At 64.1% G+C, this 19629-nt stretch carries 22 protein-coding genes and 1 other RNA gene; 14 read left to right on the top strand and 9 right to left on the bottom strand.

The features are described 5' to 3' along the window. The first annotated feature begins 4 nt into the window (after positions 1-4). The 3 genes from A7A77_RS04630 (at position 5) to A7A77_RS04640 (ending at position 2630) form a co-directional block, all read left to right on the top strand. On the top strand, positions 5-1021 hold the full coding sequence (locus A7A77_RS04630; protein ID WP_066554300.1) for an arginine N-succinyltransferase: 1017 nt from the start codon (positions 5-7) through the stop codon (positions 1019-1021). Between the two features lies 1 nt (position 1022). Continuing rightward, positions 1023-2273, top strand: coding sequence for an N-succinylarginine dihydrolase (locus A7A77_RS04635; protein WP_066554303.1), 1251 nt, complete (start codon positions 1023-1025; stop codon positions 2271-2273). A gap of 96 nt (positions 2274-2369) precedes the next feature. Continuing rightward, positions 2370-2630, top strand: a complete 261-nt coding sequence (locus tag A7A77_RS04640; RefSeq protein WP_066554306.1) for a hypothetical protein — start codon at positions 2370-2372, stop codon at positions 2628-2630. A 93-nt stretch (positions 2631-2723) separates the two neighbouring features. Here A7A77_RS04640 and A7A77_RS04645 read toward each other — a convergent pair whose 3' ends face one another. From A7A77_RS04645 to mscL, 3 genes are all read right to left on the bottom strand, one after another. Next, positions 2724-2936, bottom strand: a complete 213-nt coding sequence (locus tag A7A77_RS04645) for a hypothetical protein (RefSeq protein ID WP_066554309.1) — start codon at positions 2934-2936, stop codon at positions 2724-2726. A 216-nt stretch (positions 2937-3152) separates the two neighbouring features. Next, positions 3153-3496, bottom strand: a transfer-messenger RNA (tmRNA) gene (ssrA, locus tag A7A77_RS04650). A gap of 19 nt (positions 3497-3515) precedes the next feature. Next, positions 3516-3956, bottom strand: a complete 441-nt coding sequence (gene mscL, locus A7A77_RS04655; RefSeq protein ID WP_066554556.1) for a large conductance mechanosensitive channel protein MscL — start codon at positions 3954-3956, stop codon at positions 3516-3518. 217 nt (positions 3957-4173) lie between these two features. On the opposite strand from mscL, the gene A7A77_RS04660 reads away from it, so the two are divergent. The 4 genes from A7A77_RS04660 to A7A77_RS04675 are packed head-to-tail and all read left to right on the top strand — an operon-like array spanning position 4174 to position 6932. After that, positions 4174-4854, top strand: a complete 681-nt coding sequence (locus A7A77_RS04660) for a LemA family protein (RefSeq protein WP_066554312.1) — start codon at positions 4174-4176, stop codon at positions 4852-4854. Between the two features lie 7 nt (positions 4855-4861). Then, on the top strand, positions 4862-5689 hold the full coding sequence (locus A7A77_RS04665) for a TPM domain-containing protein (RefSeq protein WP_245638394.1): 828 nt from the start codon (positions 4862-4864) through the stop codon (positions 5687-5689). Beyond that, on the top strand, positions 5689-6372 hold the full coding sequence (locus tag A7A77_RS04670) for a TPM domain-containing protein (protein ID WP_066554320.1): 684 nt from the start codon (positions 5689-5691) through the stop codon (positions 6370-6372). Before A7A77_RS04665 ends, A7A77_RS04670 begins: the two co-directional genes overlap by 1 nt. Then, positions 6369-6932 carry an NUDIX hydrolase gene (locus A7A77_RS04675; RefSeq protein WP_066554322.1) on the top strand — a complete coding sequence of 188 codons (564 nt, stop codon included), beginning with the start codon at positions 6369-6371 and terminating at the stop codon, positions 6930-6932. The genes A7A77_RS04670 and A7A77_RS04675 overlap by 4 nt, the downstream gene beginning before the upstream one ends. 9 nt (positions 6933-6941) lie before the next feature. Here A7A77_RS04675 and A7A77_RS04680 read toward each other — a convergent pair whose 3' ends face one another. The 4 genes from A7A77_RS04680 to A7A77_RS04695 all read right to left on the bottom strand — a co-directional run bounded on the left by A7A77_RS04680 (position 6942) and on the right by A7A77_RS04695 (position 10316). Next, positions 6942-7406, bottom strand: a complete 465-nt coding sequence (locus A7A77_RS04680) for a CYTH domain-containing protein (RefSeq protein ID WP_066554324.1) — start codon at positions 7404-7406, stop codon at positions 6942-6944. Between the two features lie 33 nt (positions 7407-7439). After that, on the bottom strand, positions 7440-8327 hold the full coding sequence (locus A7A77_RS04685; RefSeq protein WP_066554326.1) for a CHAD domain-containing protein: 888 nt from the start codon (positions 8325-8327) through the stop codon (positions 7440-7442). A gap of 412 nt (positions 8328-8739) precedes the next feature. Continuing rightward, positions 8740-9315: a YqgE/AlgH family protein gene (locus A7A77_RS04690; RefSeq protein ID WP_066554328.1), complete on the bottom strand. Its 576-nt coding sequence runs from the start codon at positions 9313-9315 to the stop codon at positions 8740-8742. 53 nt (positions 9316-9368) lie between these two features. Next, entirely contained in the window at positions 9369-10316 is a 948-nt protein-coding gene (locus A7A77_RS04695) for an ABC transporter ATP-binding protein (RefSeq protein ID WP_172799833.1), read from the bottom strand. 100 nt (positions 10317-10416) lie between these two features. On the opposite strand from A7A77_RS04695, the gene A7A77_RS04700 reads away from it, so the two are divergent. The 3 genes from A7A77_RS04700 (at position 10417) to A7A77_RS04710 (ending at position 12654) form a co-directional block, all read left to right on the top strand. Further along, the gene (locus A7A77_RS04700) at positions 10417-10650 is read left to right on the top strand and encodes a zinc-finger domain-containing protein (protein WP_066554561.1); all 234 of its coding nucleotides are present in this window, start codon (positions 10417-10419) and stop codon (positions 10648-10650) included. Between the two features lie 79 nt (positions 10651-10729). Next, entirely contained in the window at positions 10730-12157 is a 1428-nt protein-coding gene (tldD, locus tag A7A77_RS04705; RefSeq protein WP_066554563.1) for a metalloprotease TldD, read from the top strand. A gap of 113 nt (positions 12158-12270) precedes the next feature. Next, on the top strand, positions 12271-12654 hold the full coding sequence (locus tag A7A77_RS04710; protein ID WP_066554331.1) for a hypothetical protein: 384 nt from the start codon (positions 12271-12273) through the stop codon (positions 12652-12654). Position 12655: 1 nt separating this feature from the next. On the opposite strand, the gene A7A77_RS04715 is transcribed toward A7A77_RS04710, so the two are convergent. Together A7A77_RS04715 and A7A77_RS04720 are read right to left on the bottom strand one after the other, a co-directional pair. Then, positions 12656-13567 carry a hypothetical protein gene (locus A7A77_RS04715; RefSeq protein ID WP_066554333.1) on the bottom strand — a complete coding sequence of 304 codons (912 nt, stop codon included), beginning with the start codon at positions 13565-13567 and terminating at the stop codon, positions 12656-12658. Positions 13568-13572: 5 nt separating this feature from the next. Next, complete coding sequence (locus A7A77_RS04720; protein WP_172799834.1) at positions 13573-14622, bottom strand: diacylglycerol/lipid kinase family protein; 1050 nt, start codon at positions 14620-14622, stop codon at positions 13573-13575. A 173-nt stretch (positions 14623-14795) separates the two neighbouring features. Here A7A77_RS04720 and A7A77_RS04725 point away from each other — a divergent pair, with 173 nt between their 5' ends. The 4 genes from A7A77_RS04725 to edd all read left to right on the top strand — a co-directional run bounded on the left by A7A77_RS04725 (position 14796) and on the right by edd (position 19625). Further along, positions 14796-15212, top strand: a complete 417-nt coding sequence (locus tag A7A77_RS04725; protein WP_066554568.1) for a secondary thiamine-phosphate synthase enzyme YjbQ — start codon at positions 14796-14798, stop codon at positions 15210-15212. 98 nt (positions 15213-15310) lie between these two features. Next, on the top strand, positions 15311-16111 hold the full coding sequence (locus A7A77_RS04730) for a transglutaminase-like domain-containing protein (RefSeq protein ID WP_066554336.1): 801 nt from the start codon (positions 15311-15313) through the stop codon (positions 16109-16111). Positions 16112-16241: 130 nt separating this feature from the next. Next, positions 16242-17693 carry a glucose-6-phosphate dehydrogenase gene (zwf, locus tag A7A77_RS04735; RefSeq protein WP_066554342.1) on the top strand — a complete coding sequence of 484 codons (1452 nt, stop codon included), beginning with the start codon at positions 16242-16244 and terminating at the stop codon, positions 17691-17693. A 117-nt stretch (positions 17694-17810) separates the two neighbouring features. Continuing rightward, positions 17811-19625, top strand: a complete 1815-nt coding sequence (edd, locus tag A7A77_RS04740) for a phosphogluconate dehydratase (protein ID WP_066554571.1) — start codon at positions 17811-17813, stop codon at positions 19623-19625. Positions 19626-19629: the final 4 nt, after the last annotated feature.

Below are 19629 nucleotides of genomic sequence, written 5' to 3' on the forward strand. Positions count from 1 at the left end.
CGCAATGACATACGTGATCCGCCCGGCCCGCGCAGACGACCTCGAAGCGCTATACGAAATGGCGAAGCTGACCGGCGGTGGCTTCACCAACCTGCCCGCCAACCGCCCCGCGCTGGCGGCCAAGCTGCAACGCACCGAAGCGGCGCTGGCGCGCGACGACAACCAGATCGCGGACGACCTGTTCGTGATGATGCTGGAAGACAATGAGAGTGGTGCGATCCGCGGCACCTGCCAGATCTTCAGCCAGATCGGCGGTTCGTGGCCGTTCTATTCCTATCGCATCACCAGCCACACCGCCTATTCGCGCGAACTGGATCGCACCTTCCGCAACCAGTCGCTGCAACTCGTCACCGATCTGGAAGGGGCCAGCGAAGTCGGCGGGCTGTTCCTCCACCCCTCCGCCCGCGCGGGCGGGCTGGGCCTGCTGCTGGCACGCAGCCGCTACCTGTTCATTGCCATGCACCGCGCCCGCTTTGCGGACAGGCTGCTTGCCGAATTGCGCGGCATCGTGGACGCCCATGGCAATTCACCGTTCTGGGACGGGGTCGCGGGCCGCTTCTTCGGCATGAGCTTTCGCGAGGCGGACGACTTCAATGCGCTGAACGGCAACCAGTTCATCGCCGACCTGATGCCCAAGCATCCCGTGTACGTCGCGATGATCAGCGAGGAAGCGCGCCACGCCATCGGCGTTCCCCACGAAACCGGCCGACCCGCGATGCGGATGCTGGAAGATGAGGGGTTCGCGTGGGAAAACTACATCGACATTTTCGACGGCGGCCCGACGATGACAGCGCGCACCGATGCCGTGCGCACCATCGCACAGGCAAGCGGTGCGGGCGTAGACACCGCCGATCCGGCAAACGGGACGCGCTCACTTGTGGCAACGGGGCATCTTGGCGATTTCCGCTGCTGCATGGCCAAAGTGCAGTCGAACGAGGATGGCTCGATCGCCATCGACGCCGCTTCGCGCGCCGCGCTTGGCGTGACGCCGGGCGACAGCGTCGTTTGGGCGCCGCGCTGATATGTCGCTGGTAGAAATCAACTTCGACGGCATCGTCGGGCCAAGCCACAACTATTCCGGCCTCAGCCCCGGCAACCTTGCCGCCACGAAGAACGCAGGAAAAGTCGCCTACCCGCGCGCCGCGGCGCTGCAAGGGCTGGCCAAGATGCGGCACAACATGGAACTGGGGCTGGTGCAGGGGTTCCTGCTGCCCCTGCCCCGCCCGAATGCGGGCTTCCTTGCCGACATGGCCGTGGGCGCAGAGGCCGATCCGGCGCTGACCGCCATGGCATGGTCGGCCAGTTCGATGTGGACCGCCAATGCCGCCACCGTCAGCCCCGCACCCGATACGGCGGACGGGCGCTGCCACCTGTCGGTCGCCAACCTCGTCACGATGCCGCACCGATCGATCGAATGGCCCGATACGCTGGCGCAGCTTCGCGTGGCCTTCGGCAACACCGATCACTTCGCGGTGCACGGCCCTGTTCCACCCACATTCGGAGACGAAGGCGCGGCGAACCACATGCGCATGGGCACGGCTCACGGCGATACCTGCGCCGAAATCTTCGTTTATGGAAAGGCAGGCGGCCCCTTCCCGGCGCGCCAGCATGAACAGGCCAGCCGCGCCATCGCCCGCCGCCACGGCCTCGATCCCGCCCGCACGCTGTTCGTCGAACAGGCACCCGATGCCATCGCCGCCGGCGCATTCCACAACGATGTCGTCGCCGTCGCGAACGAGCATGTGCTGTTCTGCCACGAACAGGCCTTCGCCGACCGGCAGGGCACTTACGATGCGGTGCGCGCAATGGTGCCGGGGGCGGAGATCGTGGAGGTTCCCGCCAGCGCCGTCAGCCTTGCCGATGCGATCGCAAGCTATCTGTTCAACGCCCAGTTGCTCACCCTGCCGGATGGCGCAATGGCGCTGGTCGTACCCGGCGAATGCATCGAAACCCCGTCGGTCAGCGCGTGGCTGGATGCGATGGTCAAGGGCAACGGGCCGATCCGGCGCGTCCTTCCGGTCGATGTGCGCCAGTCCATGGCCAACGGCGGCGGTCCGGCCTGCCTGCGCCTGCGCGTCGTGGCCGATCCCGCCACGATCGATTCGCGCTTCCTGTTAACCTTTGAAAAGCTCGAATCGATTGCCGCTGTCGTGGATAAATACTGGCCGGAAAGCATCGATCCGGCCGACGTCGGCACCCCCCATCTTGCAGAATGCATCGAAGTGGCACGACATTTCCTGCTGGAAAGTCAAAATCTTAAAGAACTTGGTTAACGCTTTTGCCTCGGAACTTGTGAGAGGTTACTGTTTTCTTAACGTGAGAGCCCGGCATTGTGTGGGCTTCCGGACGCAAGAGGAGGTAACGCCCAGGTGGCATTCACCAAGCTCAAGAAACTGGGGCGGCTGTTCGTCATCAAGACGCGATTCGAAGCGTTCGTGGTGATCTATGCGCTCGCCCTTGGTGCGATCGAGCGTGGGACTGTCTATCTTGGCCAGTATCCCGGCTTTGGCGGCAAGCTTCTGTTTCTTGCCTGCACCGGTTCGGTATTCATGGCCGGGGCGAAAATGCTCGACTGCATCCGGCACGAAAAGGTTTCCCGCGAGGAAGAGGCAGTGCCCGCCGACACCTGACGCGGTTTGTTCAAACTAGCCAAGACTTGCGGGGCGCTTTCCATCGGGAAGCGCCCCCTTTTTTTACCTTGTACCAGCCGGTGGAGCTGAACGTCAGCGCGGAGAATTGCTCAGCGCGTGCTCTTCCGCCGTGACCGGCCAGCCGTCGGCAGGCGCATGCTTCCATGCACCGAAAATCCACACCGCCGACAGCACAAGGATGGCAAGCACGATGCTGAACAGCAGGACATAGCGCATCACGTGCGGGGTATCGCCGCCCCGTGCCTCGCCGGTTGGGATGTGCACTTCGTCGCCGATTTTCTGCATTGCAAGGCTCTCCGCTTCGAGCGGCCCTGGCGGGCGGCGAGGCGAACCGGCAGACCATGCATTGCGCGGTTCGCGCGGGCGGACGCGGACGGGCCGTCGTCATTGGCTGACAGACGATATGGCCGGCCAGCGCGGTGATGATACCACGTGCGAGGGATTGGCGAAAGCTTGTGTGAAGGTGGAGGGTTTCTGTTGCTACGTACCCTCCGGACGCCCGGAATCCGCTTCTGTTGCCCGGTGGGTCCAACCGCGCTTTAGCTTTGTAACTTCAGGCCGCTAGGCCCTAGAATTACGCAGCGAGAGCGAGTGCTTCGTTGTCGTTGGCACTTGTGAGTTTTGAGCCTTTAACGGGTTACTCAGCCCGGGCGAAAACAGTGCTTTTCAACACACGTCGATCCTGGTTCGGCCCCATGATCCAACCCCCGACAACGGAGACATATGGTGGAGCCGCCGGGTACTGCCCCCGGGTCCGCTGTGCCTATTGCACACCGCAATTTATCGCCATAGCCGGCCGAAACCGGCAGGCCCTATATAGCGATGCTTCCCTTAATGTGAAGTGAGCCGTTCGCCCATGCGGCGTCAGGGCCGCTTCTTCAGCTCTTCCAGGATTTCCTTCAGCAGATCGGTTTCGCTGGGGCCCGGTGGCGGAGCGGCTGCCTCTTCCTCTTTCCGCGATGCTTCCATCACCTTGTTCGCGGTGCGCACCAGCATGAAGATGATGAATGCCAGGATGACGAAATTGACGACCGCCGTGATGAACGCGCCATAGCCGATCATCGCCGCACCCGCCTCTTTCAGGGCGAGGTAGTTGTCGAGCGGGCCGTCATACCCTTCGGGCGTGTCGAGCAGGATGAAATAGTTGGAGAAGTCGGCCCCGCCGAAGATCGCCCCGACGACGGGCATGATAACCTCGTCCGTCAGCGATTTGACGATCGCGCCGAAGGCCGCACCGATGATGACCGCCACGGCAAGGTCCATCACGTTGCCCTTGGCGATGAATTTCTTGAACTCTGCCAGCATGTCTTCCCCGCTTCCTTGCATCGTGCCGCTGCACATCGACCCGCGCCATCCTGCCACCGGATGGCGCCCGCGCAAGCGCCGGACGATGACAATCACCGACAGATCAGGGATTTCCTTGCTCGAACCCCGGCTGCCCCCTGTTGCAGCGCGCCCAAACCGCTTTATATAGCTAACACACCTAACCCTGCGGACCGTTTGCCCGAGAGGAACCCTTCGCATGACCACCGGCCCTATTACCCGCGCAATTCGCCTGGCCGTCGCCGGGCTTGCCGCACTGACGCTGTCTGCCTGCGGCATCAATTCCGTCCCCAAGGCAGAGGAAAACGCCAAGGCCCGCTGGGCCGACGTGCAAAGCGCGTATCAACGCCGCGCCGATCTGGTGCCCAACCTCGTTTCGACGGTTAAGGCCGCTGCCGCTTCGGAAACCCAGATCCTGACCAACGTGACCAATGCCCGCGCCGCCGCGACGAGCATCAACATCACGACCGAGGACTTGTCGAACCCCGATGAACTGCGCCGCTTTTCGGAAGCGCAGAACCAGCTGACCCAAGCGCTGGGCCAGCTGCGCACGGTGGTCGAAAACTATCCGCAACTGCAGAGCCAGGGGCGTTTCGCAGACCTGATGACCGCGCTGGAAGGGGCGGAGAACCAGATCAACGTCGCCCGCGTGCGTTATAACGAGGCGGTGCAGGACTATAACACCACGATCCGCACCTTCCCCGACGTGATCGGCGCAAAGATCATCCACGGCGCGAAGCCGATGGAACCGTTCAACGCCGCGCCCGACGCGCAGAACGCGCCGATGGTCGATTTCGGCAGCATGGGCGGTGACGCTCCCGCCCCGGCAGCGAACGACAACGCGACCAATGCGGACCAGCCCGCCGCCGCCGCCAACTGAGGTTGCAGTGAAGTCCATCGCGCGCCTTTTTGCGGCCTTCGCCCTGTTGGCGGGTGCCATCTCGGCACCTGCCTTCGCGGCCTATCCGGAGCGTCCGGACGGGCCGGTGCTTGACGAGGCAGGGATTATCCCCGCTGCCGAAGAAGCGGCGATGGATGCGCGGCTGCGCGAATACAACGCCGCCACGGGGCGCGCGGTCGTCGTCGCCACGGTCAACTCGCTGGATGGCGAAACGATCGAGATGTACGCGGCCAACATGTTCACCGAATGGGGCATCGGCGGGGCGGAGACCGATCAGGGCCTGCTGCTGCTGATCGCCCCGAACCAGCGGCAGGTGCGGATCGAGGGCGGCTATGGCCTCACCCCCTATGTCACTGACATCCTGTCGGGCCGGATCATCCGCGGCGATATCCTGCCCCGTTTCAAGGCGGGCGACTATCCCGGTGGAATCAACGCCGGGCTGGACGCGCTGATCGCGCAGATGGACCTGACGCCTGCCGAGGCCAAGGCCGTGGCCGAAGCCGCAGCGGCCGCCGAAAAGGCCGATGCATCCGGCAGCGGATCAAGCGCGGGCGGGGTGATCTTCTGGATCTTCATGATAACGATCTTCATCCTGATCTTCGGGCGCGGCGGACGCGGGCGGCGATACCATTCGCGGCGTAGCGGCATCGACCCATGGGTCGTGCTGTGGGGTGCCAGCGAAATCGCGCGACATTCGGGCGAGCGTAGTTCCGGCGGATGGGGCGGCGGTTTCGGCGGCGGCAGTTCGGGCGGCGGCTTTGGCGGGTTCGGCGGCGGCATGTCCGGCGGCGGCGGCGCGAGCGGGAGCTGGTGATGGGCCGGGCGATCTACCTTTCCGAAGCCGAGCACAAGCAGGTCAGCGACGCTGTCGGCGCGGCCGAACTCACCACGTCGGGCGAAATCGTCACCGTCCTGGCCGACCGGTCGGACGGGTATTCCGACATCGCGCTTGCGTGGTCCGTGCTCGCGGCCTTTACCGCGCTGACCGTGATGGCGCTGCTACCCGATTTCTATCTCGGCATCTTTGACCGAGTGACCGGCAACTGGAACGCCGAATGGAGCGCGGGCGCGATCTTTGCCATCGCGGCGGCGGTCGGCATCCTGAAATTCCTTGGCGTATGGCTGGTGCAATTGTGGCAGCCGCTGAAATTCCTGCTGATCCCGTCCCCTGTAAAGACCCGCCGCGTCCGCGCCCGCGCGGTCGATCTGTTCAAGGTGGGGGCGGAACGGCGCACGCACGGGCGAACCGGCGTCCTCATCTACCTCTCCATGCGCGAACACCGTGCAGAGATCGTCGCGGACGAAGCCATCGCCGGCAAAGTCGAGCCCGAAATCTGGGGCGAAGCGATGGCCGCGATGATCGCACAGGTACGCGAAGGACACATGGCCGCCGGCATGGTCGCCGCCGTAACCGAAGTGGGCAAGGTGCTGTCAGAACAGTTCCCCCGCGCGGAGGACGACGCCAACGAACTTCCGGACAGGCTGATCGAACTTTGAGCATTTCGGATATGCACCACGACGAGGAAATCGCGTGGGAAGGCAAGTGGGTCGTCGCGAAAAAGCGGGGCCGCTGGGAATATGTCAGCCGCGCACGCTCCATCCGTGCGGCGGTGATCCTTGCCGTCGAAGACGGCCACGTCCTGCTGGTCGAACAGTTCCGCACCCCGCTGCAGCGCCCCTGCATCGAGCTTCCCGCAGGTCTGATCGGTGACGGCGTAGTTGATGGAGAGGGGGGCGCGGACGATGAACACGCGCTCGACGCTGCCGGCCGTGAACTGGAAGAGGAAACCGGCTACCGCGCGGCGGAACTGGTCGACGCGGGCGAGTTCTTCTCAAGCCCCGGCATGGTCACCGAAAGCTTCACGCTGGTGATAGCAAAGGGGCTGACCAAAGTGGGCGATGGCGGCGGGGTTAGCGGCGAGGACATCACCGTCCACCGCGTACCCCTGTCGGACATCGAAGGGTTCGTTGCGCGGCAACGTGCTTCGGGCAAGGCGATCGATGTGCGGATGCTGATACTGCTGGCCAGCGGCTTGCTGACTGCGGCAGAGCGCTAGAGTCAGGACTTACTCCGCGTCCACTCCCGCAAGGTGGGAATTGTAGTAGCGGGCATCCCCCGTCACTTCCTCGCCCAGCCAGTCGGGTTGCGGGATCGCGGCGTCCGGATCGGGAAGCTCGATTTCCGCAATGACAAGGCCCGCCAAATCGCCCTGAAACTCGTCGATTTCCCAGCAAGTGCCGTCGGGCACCGGGCACAAGTGCCGCACCTTCCGCACGGTCCGGCCAACCCCCATGTCCAGAAGCGCCATGGCTTGCGCGACAGGCAGGGGCATTTCCACTTCTTCGCGCACCAGTGCCGCCCGCGCCGACTTGATCGTCAATGCCGCTTGCGTCCCGTCCACGATCCGCACGCGAATTTCGGCACGTTCGGTTACGGCTAGGTAGCGCTGCACGATCTCGCGGGCCCCGCTGACGTCCGTGCGCCAACTCTCCCCTGCCACGAGATACTTGCGCTCAATCTCTTGGGTCACGGTCCGGCTCCGCAAGACCCCCGGCACAAGGGGTCAGTGCCGCCACTGCTTCCACTTGCCATGCCAGTCATCAACCAGCGCGTCAGGGCTCTGCTTCAGCAGCTGCGCGATCAGCTCGGAAGACCGGTTTTCCAGCATCGCACGGTCGCGGCTGCATAACACCAGCAACATCTCCGCCGTCTTGCGCTCACCCTTGCTCATGCTGGCGCGCAGCTTTTCCTCCAGAATGGCAAGATCGTGGTGATGGCCCATCAGTTCGGACAGCTTGCGAGCAGCTTTCGCCCGTTTACGAAGCTGTTTCAGGTCCAGCTTTTCCAGCAGGCGGGTGTGGTACCAATGATACTTCAACTGCCTGCGCAGCCGGTGATAGGCTTCTTCGTCCCCCTCCGCCGCGACGGTTTCGGCGGCATGGTGGGCGCGGGCATAGACCTTTTCCACGCCGCCGCCCAGCGCGCTCCATCCATCGTCATCCAGCTTCCATGCCTTCGCACGCTGGCGCGCATCGGCCAATTGCCGGCGGCATTGCTCGACAGGTTCCGCCAGATCGGCGTGGTCCAGCGGCACGACCGCACCGGCAAGCGAATCGCGCAGGCCACCAAGAATATCCTGCGACAAGTGCCCGTTGGTCCGCGCCACAATCGCATCGAAGGTGGCAAGCGCGACTTGCGCGTCGCGATGCGGCGACAGCAGTGCCGATACCTCGCGAAAGACCCTGTCCTCCGCCGCGAAATCCGGAAAGACGGGCCGGACAAGCCGGAGCAGGCCGCGCAGCTTCTTGCACCGCTTGCGCACGTCGTGAATGGCGCCCGGCATGTCATCGATATTGTCGAGCGCGTCGAGAGCCTTGCCCAGCTGTTCTCGCGCAATGCGACGAACGGCCCGTTCGACCGTCTTGTCCTTGCGACGAATGCGATATGCCATGCCGTGCGTGCTTTCGAATTGCCAGTTACGGTGCCGGAGGGAAAATGATCGTCATCGCGACGATGCTTTCCGACGCGCGGCTGTAAACTGCGCGGTACGTTCGGCAAAATACCTTCGACGCACGTCATAAAAAGTTCATATGACAATTGCGTGTCCATGCGGTCATTTCGGGTTAGGCAGTGCGCAAACGGGCGGCGCGCGCGTTGCCAAGGTAACGCTGTCCTACACGCGCCGTGCCTGCCATCGTGCGCGCGGCTCTTTCGAATTTGTCGATATTACCGATGGGGGACGTGCAATGTGTCACCCGGCACGCCGACGGCAAATGGCGCGGATTTCTGCGGCGCACGGGGCAATGGCAGAGGGTGACAGGGTGTCACCTTTGTAACCCGGCCACCCGTTGCGTCGATCCGGTTTACGCCCGTCCGGTCTGGCCCACCAACAGGGATGGATCGACCCCTTCCGCTTCCCACGTCGCGGTCCAGCGTTCGTGCCACGGGGTGTGGAACAGGATTTCCTCGCGCCCCTCTGCCGCGTACCAGCCGTGGCGGTGCATCTCGTCATCCAGTTGCCCCGCGCCCCATCCGGCATAGCCCAGCGAAAGCAGCCAGCGGCTAGGCCCCCGCCCCTCGGCAATGCCGCGCAGGATTTCAGCCGAGTTGGAGAGCAGGCCCAGCGGCCCGCCGTCCATCGTCGTCTCGTCACGCCAGTCCGCGCTGTGCAGTACGAAGCCGCGCCCGGGTTCGACGGGGCCGCCATGGTGGACATCGCAATCGGGCGCAACACCGGGATCGATGTCCAGCTCGCGCAGGACCTGATGGAACGTGACCCCCTCGCGCAGCGCGCCGATGCCCACGCCGAACGCGCCGCCCGCCTCGTGGATGTAGAGAGGGATCACCGCCCGTTCGAAATTGGGGTCGCCCATCCCCGGCATGGCCAACAGGATGCGGCCGTCCAGATAGTCGGGCTCCAGAAATTCGGGTTCGCTCATGACCCCAAGATAGGGTGTCAGGAGCCGCTGCGCAAAGGTTCGCGCAACTGCGCCTATGCGTTGCTGGTCAGCTGGACGAAGACATCCTCGAGGTCCGCCTCCCGCGTGGAAACGTCGACGATGGAATAGCCCTGCGCATTGAGCAGGGAGAGCACGTCGCCCGCGTTCATCTTGTCCATATCATAAGTGATCGCAACCTGCCGCTCGCCGGTCACTTCGCTCTTGCTGAACGCCTCGTGGGAAGGCGCGACCGCGATGTCGCGGTCCAGCGTAAGCAGCACGACCTTCTCGCGCCCCATGGCGACAAGTTCGCGCGTCGGCTTGTCGGCGATCAGCTTGCCGTGGTTGATGATGGCGATACGGTCGCAAAGCTCCTCGGCTTCCTCGAGGTAGTGGGTGGTGAGCACTACCGTGACGCCGCGGTGGTTGAGATCGACGACCAGTTCCCACAGCTGCCGCCGCAAGTCGACGTCGACACCCGCCGTCGGCTCGTCCAGCACCAGGATCGGGGGCGAATGCACCATCGCCTTGGCCACCAGCAACCGCCGCTTCATCCCGCCCGAAAGCGAGCGGGCATAGGCATCGGCCTTGTCCGCAAGGTGGACGGCGGCCAGCAATTCTTCCGTCCGTCGCTGCCCCTTCGGCACGCCGTAATATCCGGCCGTATTGTCCAGCACCTCGGCAGGCGTGAAGAAAGGGTCGAACACGATCTCCTGCGGCACGATGCCGATCGACGCCTTGGCATTGCGGCGGTCGCGATCGATGTCGAAACCCCAGATGGAAACCGATCCGCTGGTCTTGCCGACAAGGCCCGCCATGATGTTGATCAGCGTCGACTTGCCCGCGCCGTTGGGGCCGAGCAGGCCGAAAATCTTGCCCATCGGCACGTCGAAGCTGACATCGTCCAGCGCCAGCTTGCCCTCCCCCTGCTTTCCGGTGGGAGCGTAGCGCTTGGTCAGGTTGCGGATGGAAATGGCTGCGTCGGTCACGCAGGCGCTCATGCGCCAAGCTTGGCGCGGTGGCAAGCCCGCGTCCCGCCTGCGCCATCGACTGCACGCACCGTCTTGCGGCGGCGCAGCATGGTTGGTAATGGCAAGCGTCATGAGCCAGCCGCCCGAAACCGTCTATACCGACAGCCCGCGCGTCAAGTGCGACGGCGCCACCGACATCCGCGCCCGCGACGGCTTCAGGGCCGCCGCCCTCGGCCATCCGCGCGTGTGGCTTGAAATCGACGAGAAGGGTTATGTCGAATGCGGCTACTGCGATCGACGCTTCGTGCTGAAGGGCGGCGCTGCGCACGACGTAACCGGCGCTCCGCCAAGCGAGGCAGCCTGATCGAAGCCCGCATTGCCGCCGGCAGTTAATTTCCGACGGCCCCTTTCGATCCGGTTACAATTGTGCCTATATCGGTATGATGGACAACAATGCCGATCCCCGCTCGCTGCTCTATCGCGAAGAACAGCTTGATCCCGAAACGGCCAAGGCCCTCACGCACAAGGCGCTGAACGGCTGCGACGACGGGGAACTGTTCCTCCAGTATACGACCTCCGAATCGCTGGTTTTCGACGACGGTCGGCTGAAGACCGCCGACTATTCGTGCGAAAGCGGCTTCGGCCTGCGCGGCATTTCGGGGGAAGCGACCGGCTTTGCCCATGCCAACGAGATCAGCGCTGCCGCCATCCGCCGCGCCGGCGAAACGCTGCAGCTGCTCGATCCGACGAAGACGCCGCTGGCCGCACCGCCCCGCCCGACGAACCGGCACCTCTACACAGAACAAAGCCCGCTCCACGCGATCGGTTTTGCAGAGAAGGTGAAGCTGCTGGAGGAGATCGACGCGGCGGCCCGTGCCCGCGATCCGCGCGTAAAACAGGTCAGCGCCTCGCTTACCGGCAGCTGGTCGGTGGTCGAAATCGTGCGGCCCGACGGCTTCACCGCGCTAGACGTGCGGCCGCTGGTGCGGCTCAACATCTCGATCGTCGCCGAACAGAACGGCAGACGCGAAACCGGCACCTTCGGCATGGGCGGACGCAGGCTCTATGACGACCTGTTCGACCCAAAAAACTGGAACCGCGCGCTGGACGAAGCACTGAGCCAGACGCTGGTGAACCTTGAAAGCATTCCCGCTCCGGCCGGTGTCTGCCCTGTGCTACTCGGCCCCGGCTGGCCGGGAGTGCTGCTGCACGAAGCGGTCGGTCACGGCCTTGAAGGCGACTTCAACCGCAAGCAAACAAGCGTATTCTCCGGCCGCATCGGCGAACGTGTGGCTGCTCCCGGCGTCACCGTGATCGACGACGGATCGATCGCAGGCCGGCGCGGATCGCTGACCATCGACGACGAAGGGACGCCGACTGCCGAGACGGTCCTGATCGAGGACGGCATCCTCAAAGGCTATATGCAGGACCGGCTGAATGCCCGCCTGATGGGCGTGGAGCCGACCGGTAATGGCCGCCGCCAGTCCTATGCCCACGCGCCTATGCCGCGCATGACCAATACATTCATGAAAGCGGGCAAGGACGATCCGGCAGAACTGCTTTCCCGCATGAAAGACGGCATCTGGGCCAAGAATTTCGGCGGCGGGCAGGTCGACATCGTGTCGGGGAAATTCGTGTTCTCCTGCACGGAGGCGTACAAGGTGGAGAACGGCAAGGTGGTCGCCCCGATCAAGGGTGCGACGCTGATCGGCGACGGGCCGACCGCGCTTACCAAGATCATCGGCATCGGCAACGACTTCGCGCTCGACGAAGGGGTCGGCATGTGCGGCAAAGGCGGACAGAGCGTTCCAGCAGGCGTCGGCCAGCCGACCCTGCTGGTCGAGGGGCTGACGGTGGGCGGAACGTCCTGACGCCAGATGTTTCCGTCAAGTTGTTGGTCGAAAGTCAGGCGCGGTTCACGGCCCGTCTGCTACGACTCGCGGGCAGAGGAGCAAAAGTCATGAAGACGACCGGAAAAACTAGAATGCTCGCAGCTGCGGCACTTGTCGGGCTGCTCTCCGCCCCTGCGATGGCGGCGGCGAAGAAAGACCCGGAAACGCGACTTGCCGAAAAGCTGGAGGGCCGCGTCGCGGGTGAGCCTGTCGATTGCATCGATACCCACCGCGTCCGCAGCAGCACGATCTACGACAAGACGGCGATCGTATTCGAAGCCGGCTCCACCATCTATGTCAATCGGCCCGACAGCGGTGCCATGTCACTCAGCCGTAACGACATCATGGTGACGAAACCGACGATGAACCGCCTCTGCAGCATCGATACCGTGCAAATGATGGACTCCACCGGATTCTGGCGCGGATCGGTGTTCCTTGGCGACTTCGTGCCATACAAGAAGGCACCCGAAGGCTGATCTATCCGCCGCCCCTGCGCATCGCCGACCGCGCGCGCAGGTAGCTGGCCACGAGCAACGGGCTGCTAATCAGCGGGTGGCGTTCGCGAAACGGCGTCAGCGGCACGATCACGCCGGTGTGCCGCTCGACCTTCCACGCCAGATAGCGGGCACCGCCCTCGAACGTGGTCGCCGCACGCAGCAGGCGCAGGACATTGAGCGGCTTGCCCCAACGCCGCCTGTTCGCCCAACGGGATAGCAGGCGCGCACGATCGGCATCGGCCAGATTCGACTTCAATCCATCATCGCACCGTTCGAACGATACCCCGCCCGCCTGCCATGCCAGCGGCAGCAAGCCATCGAAGTGTTCGGCCCCGAACGCCAGAATCTGCCCTTCGCGTCCGGCCTTCTCCACCCGCAACTCGGCCTTGTAGGTCGCGCGGAACAGCGCCGTCCAGTAATCGGCCTCGCTACCGGCCGCGGGGCCAAGGGCGGCCGCAAAGCGCCCGGCGGTGATCGCCGCCGAACGGATTGCCGCGACAACGGATTCGCGGGCATGCTCATCCGCCGCCCAGGCAATCGCACAGGGCTGGACGAAGCGGGCCCAGATGGTCGTATCGACATGCTGGCCGGATGCGGCGTGGGCGAAAGTCGTCAGGCGCATCTGCGCCACCTTCGCGCGAAGGGTTTCACCTCCGCTGTCCATTTCGTGGTAGCTGACTTTCGGCCAAAGCCCGCGCTCTCGGCTACCCCATGTCAGGACGTAGAAATCGAGCACCCCGTCAAGCGAGCCGCTGCGCAAGTTCGAACCGTAGAACAACACCGCCCGCGCGTTGCTTTCCCGCGCAAGGCATGCCGCGAAGGCCGATACTTCTGGACGGACATCAGCGGACAGCGCGGCGGCGACCCGCAGTGCGAGCGGATCTTCAGACATCGCTGTCAGGTGATGGCGAAACGAACGGGCGCGCTTTCCCGCAAGATGTAGTCGCCTGCGGGAAAACGCTCTCCGTCAAGGACGAAGCCGCCTTCGAGATCGATGGCGATTTCCTGCGCATCGACCCGATGAACGCCGTCACGTTCCAGTGCCGGCTTGTCCGTGCCGCGCATGATCCGCGCGAAGCTGAGTAGGAAACGGCGCGGCGGCGCATCGACCACGAGCGCCTTCAGGCCAGCGCGCTTCTCTCCGAAAATCGCGGCGTCGAGCGGCAGGCGTTCCATTGTGGAAGCCATCACAATGAAACGCGGCCCTTCGCTTTCCAGCGCAGCGCCGTGGCGCGGCTTTGCGCCCGCGCCATAACGGATCGCCATGTTTTTGCCGCGCCGCCACGGCGACCGTTCGCCGCCAAGCAAGGTGGAGGCGACCGCACCGAACACCGAAAGCCCGACCGCAAGATTGTTGACCGCACCCCACCGGTGCGTCGTCTGCGCCAGTTCCGTCGCATCGACGAACACGCCCGCGCCGAACAGAAAGCCGAACACCGGCTTGCCTTCGCCCTTGCGCGCGATCTCGATCGGGGAGCGCGCAGCGATGCGCCCGTTCCGCCAGCCGTCGATCAGGTCGCTTACTTCCGCATCGTCGGCCACGCCAAGATCGATGGCCAATGCGTTGGTCTTGCCGCAGGGCAGCACGCCGATGACAGGTGCGTTTGCGCCCCAGATATCCGCGCCGCAGGTCAGCACGTCGCGAACGGTTCCGTCCCCGCCCGCAATCACCAGAAGCTCAACACCCTCACGCGAAAGTTCGGCAAGCACGCGGCGCAATTCCGGGCGGGTACCCGGTTCCAGCACGCGGACACCTTCGGGAAATTGTAGCGGCTTGTTCCGGTTGCGGTAACTGCGCGGATTGCAGATAACGGCGACCTGCCGGTAGTCATCGGAAGCGGCACGACGACGCGGCGCCCGTTCCGCGCGGTCGTCCCACGCGGAATCCGGAACACCGTCGAACGCCAGCAACGGCGCGGTGCAATCGTCGTAAATGGTACCGTCCATACGGTTGCACATAACCATTAACCGGCAAAAAATCATCGTAAAAAAACTGAAACTTTTCGATATCGACTTCTCATTACTCGCAAAAAGGCGCGCGCACCCTGTTGCAATGGTGAAAGAAGCGCGTAGCGGCCTTGTCACACAAATAACGATCCCGGCACCGAAAGGCATCGATGATGCGGCAGTCTATCGAAACCCTGAGCGTGGCGACCAGTGGCAGAACGCTGGTCGAAATCACCCGCGACGTGGCGGCATGGGTCGAGGGAACCGGCATTGCGACGGGTCTGCTTACCGTGTTCTGCCGCCATACCTCCGCTTCGCTGACGATCCAGGAAAACGCGGCGCAGGAAGTGCGCGGCGACATCGTCCGCTGGCTGGACCGGATTGCACCGGAAGACGGCGGCTGGATGCATGACGACGAAGGACCGGACGACATGCCCGCCCACCTGAAATCCGTCCTGACGGGTGTCTCGCTGGCCATACCGGTCAGCAACGGCCGGCCCGCGCTGGGCACGTGGCAGGGCATCTACCTGATCGAGCATCGCAGCCGCCCGCACCGGCGAGAAGTGGTGCTCCACCTGATCGGAGAGTGACTTTACCGGAATCTGTAAAAACCGCCGGATAATTTACCCGCTGCACGCGTTAAGTCGGGCGGAAATACCGCACTTGCCCTCACACCTTCGGAGCACCCATGCCCGTCAGTATCCAGGCGCATATCGCCTATCGCTTTGCCGAACCCACCGACTTCCTGTTGCAGATGGAGGCGGCCGCCATTCCCGAACAGCAATTGTCCGGCCCCGGCCTCAGCACGTCGCAAAGCGATCACTTCGCGCGGATCGCGGGCGAGGCCGCGATCGGCGAGCGTATCTGGCTGCGCGTGCATGGCGATTTCACCGCCGACTACGCGATCGAGGCGGATGTGCAGCGCTCGCTTCCCGACATCGCCTCGCTCGGCAGCATGCAGCCGCACGAACTGCCGGGCGAAACGGTGCCTTACCTGTTCGATTCCCGTTTCTGCCCGTCGGACCGGATCCACGGTTTCGTCGATGCCGAGTTCGCCGGGACCGAGGGCGGCAAGCGCATCGCCGCCATCCACGACTGGGTTGCCGCCAAATTCACTTATACGCCCGGGTCCAGCACGGCGACGACAACCGCGCTGGACAGCTTTGTCGAGCGCCAGGGCGTATGCCGCGATTATGCGCATGTCGTCATCACGCTGGCGCGGGCATCGGGCATCCCCGCCCGCTACGTCAGTTGCTTTGCACCTGACGTTGAGCCGCAGGACTTCCATGCCGTGGCCGAAGTATTTCTTGCCGATCCGGGCGCGCCCGTTGGTACCGGAAGCTGGCACCTCATCGATGCCACGGAAATGGCGGACAGGTCCAAAATCGTGAAGATCGGCGTGGGCCGCGATGCGGCAGAGGTCAGCTTCCTTACCAGCTATGGCAATGCCGAATTCGTGGACAAGCGGATCAGCGTGCAGGCCGTGTGACAGAACCGCGAAGGTTTCCGCCAACGAACGCCTCCTTCCAAAGTCATGCTGCGCGCGCTAACAGACCGTGGCATATGACCGGAGGATCTTTTGCGACCATGACCGAACTGCAAACGCGGCCATTTCCCGCATGAGCTTTACCGCCAAGAAGCTCCTCCTGTTCGGTGCCACCGGGGACCTGTCGCAGCGCATGCTGCTGCCATCGTTGTGCGCGTTGATGAATGACGGGCTGCTGCCCGACGGGATCGACATCATTGGCACCGCACGTTCGGAACATACCGACGAATCCTTCCGCAACTTCGCGGCCGAGGCGCTGGCAAAGTTCCTGCCCGCCGGACGCGAGGTAAAGATCGATCCGTTCCTGAAGCGGCTGCGCTATCAGGATCTGGACGCGTCGACCCCCGAAGGGTTCGCGGCGCTGGCCGATTGCGTAGGCCCCATCGGATCGGGTGAAGGTGAAGGGCTCTCGATCTTCCTGTCGACCGCACCGTTCCTGTTTGAACCGACGATCAAGGGCTTGGCGGCGAACGGCCTTGCCACAGGCAACGTGCGTATCGGGCTTGAAAAGCCACTGGGCACCGATCTTGCCAGTTCGTGCCAGATCAACGACGCGGTCGCCTCTGCCTTTGCCGAAAGCCGGATCTTTCGGATCGACCACTATCTGGGCAAGGAAACGGTCCAGAACCTGCTGGCCTTGCGCTTTGCCAACATCATGTTCGAGCCGCTATGGAACGCGGCGCATATTGACCATGTGCAGATTACCGTGGCGGAAACCGTCGGCCTTGAATCGCGCGTCGGTTATTATGACGGCAGTGGCGCACTGCGCGATATGGTGCAGAACCACATGCTCCAGCTCCTCGCGCTTGTCGCGATGGAACCGCCGACAAGCTTCGATGCGACCGCCGTGCGTGACGAGAAGGTGAAGGTCCTGCGGGCCCTGCGCCCCGTCAGCGCCAACGAGACGGTGACCGGCCAGTACAAGGCCGGCGCAATCAACGGGCAGGCCGTGCCCGGCTATGACGAGGAACTGGGCAAGGATAGCGACACCGAGACGTTCGTCGCGATCAAGGCGCATATCGACAACTGGCGCTGGAAGGGCGTGCCGTTTTACATGCGCACCGGCAAGCGCCTGCCCGAACGCACGACCGAAATCATCGTGAAGTTCCGCGACGTGCCTTTCTCAATCTTTGCCGACCGCGGCGCAAAGACGATGCCCAACACGCTCGTCATCGGCATCCAGCCGCGCGAAAATGTCCGCCTGTCGCTGATGGCGAAGGTGCCGGGCCTCGACCGCGGGGGCATCCGGCTGCGGCAGGTCCCGCTCGACATCGCCATGCCCGACGCTTTCGCAGGGCCGGAACGCCGCATCGCCTACGAACGGCTGCTGCTCGATCTTGTCGAGGGTGACCAGACCCTGTTCGTCCGCCGTGACGAGGTGGAGGCACAGTGGAACTGGATCGACGGGATCCGCACTGTCTGGGCCGAGGAAGCGATCACGCCGAAAGCCTATACCGCCGGAAGCTGGGGGCCGTCGGCCTCTATCGCGCTGGCGGAACGGGACGGCGTGACATGGCATGAGTGACCCGAATGTCCGGTGAGCCGCGCTTGCCGGTTTGAGACGACCGCCGCGACCTGATATGTTGCAATGCGGAATCGGGAAGAGGCAGCCCGAACGCCGCCCGAACGCCGAAGGAACATAGTGCCAGACCTGCATTCCACCCTCGCCAGCGTCACCGAACGCATTATCGAACGCAGCCGCGACAGCCGTGGCCGCTATGTCGAGCTGATGGCGCGGGAGGCAGAGCGCCATCCCGACCGTACGGCGCTTGCCTGTTCCAACCTTGCCCATGGCTATGCGGCAATGGGTGACGACAAGGCGGCGATCGGTGGCGGCAAGGCGCCCAATCTTGCCATCGTCACTGCCTACAACGACATGCTTTCGGCGCATCAGCCCTATGGCCGATACCCGGAGGCGATGAAGCTTTACGCCCGCGAAGTCGGCGCGACGATGCAGGTGGCCGGCGGCGTCCCTGCCATGTGCGACGGCGTCACGCAGGGGCAGGACGGTATGGACCTGTCGCTGTTCAGCCGCGACACCATCGCGATGGGCACGGCGGTCGCGCTTAGCCACGAGATGTACGACGGCATGGCCCTGCTGGGCATCTGCGACAAGATCGTGCCCGGCCTGCTGATCGGTGCGCTGCGGTTCGGGCATCTTGCCTGCATCCTCGTCCCTTCCGGCCCGATGCCCAGCGGCATCGGCAACAAGGAAAAACAGAAGACCCGCCAGCTCTACGCCGAAGGCAAGGTGGGCCGCGACGAACTTCTGGCCAGCGAAAGCGCATCCTATCACGCGCCCGGCACCTGCACGTTCTTCGGCACCGCCAACTCCAACCAGATGATGATGGAGATGATGGGCCTGCACATGCCAAATGCGGCCTTCGTCCCGCCCAACACCCCCTTGCGCAGCGCGCTCACCCGCGCGGCGGTTCACCAGCTGGCGAAAATCTCCACACGCGGCAGCGATCCGCGCCCTCTGTCCGCCTGCGTCGATGAAAAGGCGATCGTAAACGCCATCGTCGGCCTGCTGGCGACGGGCGGATCGACCAACCATGCCCTGCACCTGCCTGCCATCGCCCGCGCCGCCGGCATCCGGATCGACTGGAGCGACTTCGACGAACTTTCACAGGCCGTGCCGCTGATCGCGCGGGTCTATCCCAACGGTTCGGGCGACGTGAACGCGTTCCACGCCGCCGGCGGCATGGGCTACGTCATCGGCGAACTGCTTGGCGCAGGGCTGGCACACGGCGATGTCATGACCGTCGGGGGCAGCAGCCTTGCCGACTATGCCGCCGAACCGGTGCTCAACGACAAGAACCTGTCGTGGCAGGCCGCCCCTGCCGCAACGCTCGACCCCACGATGCTTGCCCCCGTTACCGATCCCTTCCAGCCCGATGGCGGCATGAGGCTGCTAACCGGCAATCTGGGCCGCGCGACCATCAAGACCAGCGCGGTGGACGAAGAACGATACGTGATCGAGGCACCGGCCCGCGTGTTCCAGACACAGGAAGACGTGGCCAAAGCGTTCAAGGCCGGAGAACTGGACCGCGATGTCGTCGTGGTCGTCCGCTTCCAGGGTCCGCGCGCCAACGGCATGCCCGAACTGCATAAACTGACACCGCCGCTGGGCGTGCTGCAGGATCGCGGATTCAAGGTCGCGCTTGTCACCGATGGCCGGATGAGCGGCGCTTCGGGCAAGGTGCCCGCGGCAATTCACTGCACGCCCGAAGCGCTGGGCGGCGGTCCGCTCTCCCTCTTGCGCGATGGCGACATCGTAAGGGTCGATGCCAATGCGGGCACGCTTTCGACAACCGCCGACCTGGCCGCGCGTGAACCGGCATCCCCGCCGCCACCCGCCCAAGGGGTCGGGCGCGAGCTTTTCGCGATGATGCGCGCCGGTGCGGACGGCGCGGAAAAAGGCGGATCGGCCATGCTGGCGCTTGCCGGCCTTTAAGGAC

Source organism: Croceicoccus bisphenolivorans (genome assembly GCF_001634625.1).
Classification (GTDB): domain Bacteria; phylum Pseudomonadota; class Alphaproteobacteria; order Sphingomonadales; family Sphingomonadaceae; genus Croceicoccus; species Croceicoccus bisphenolivorans.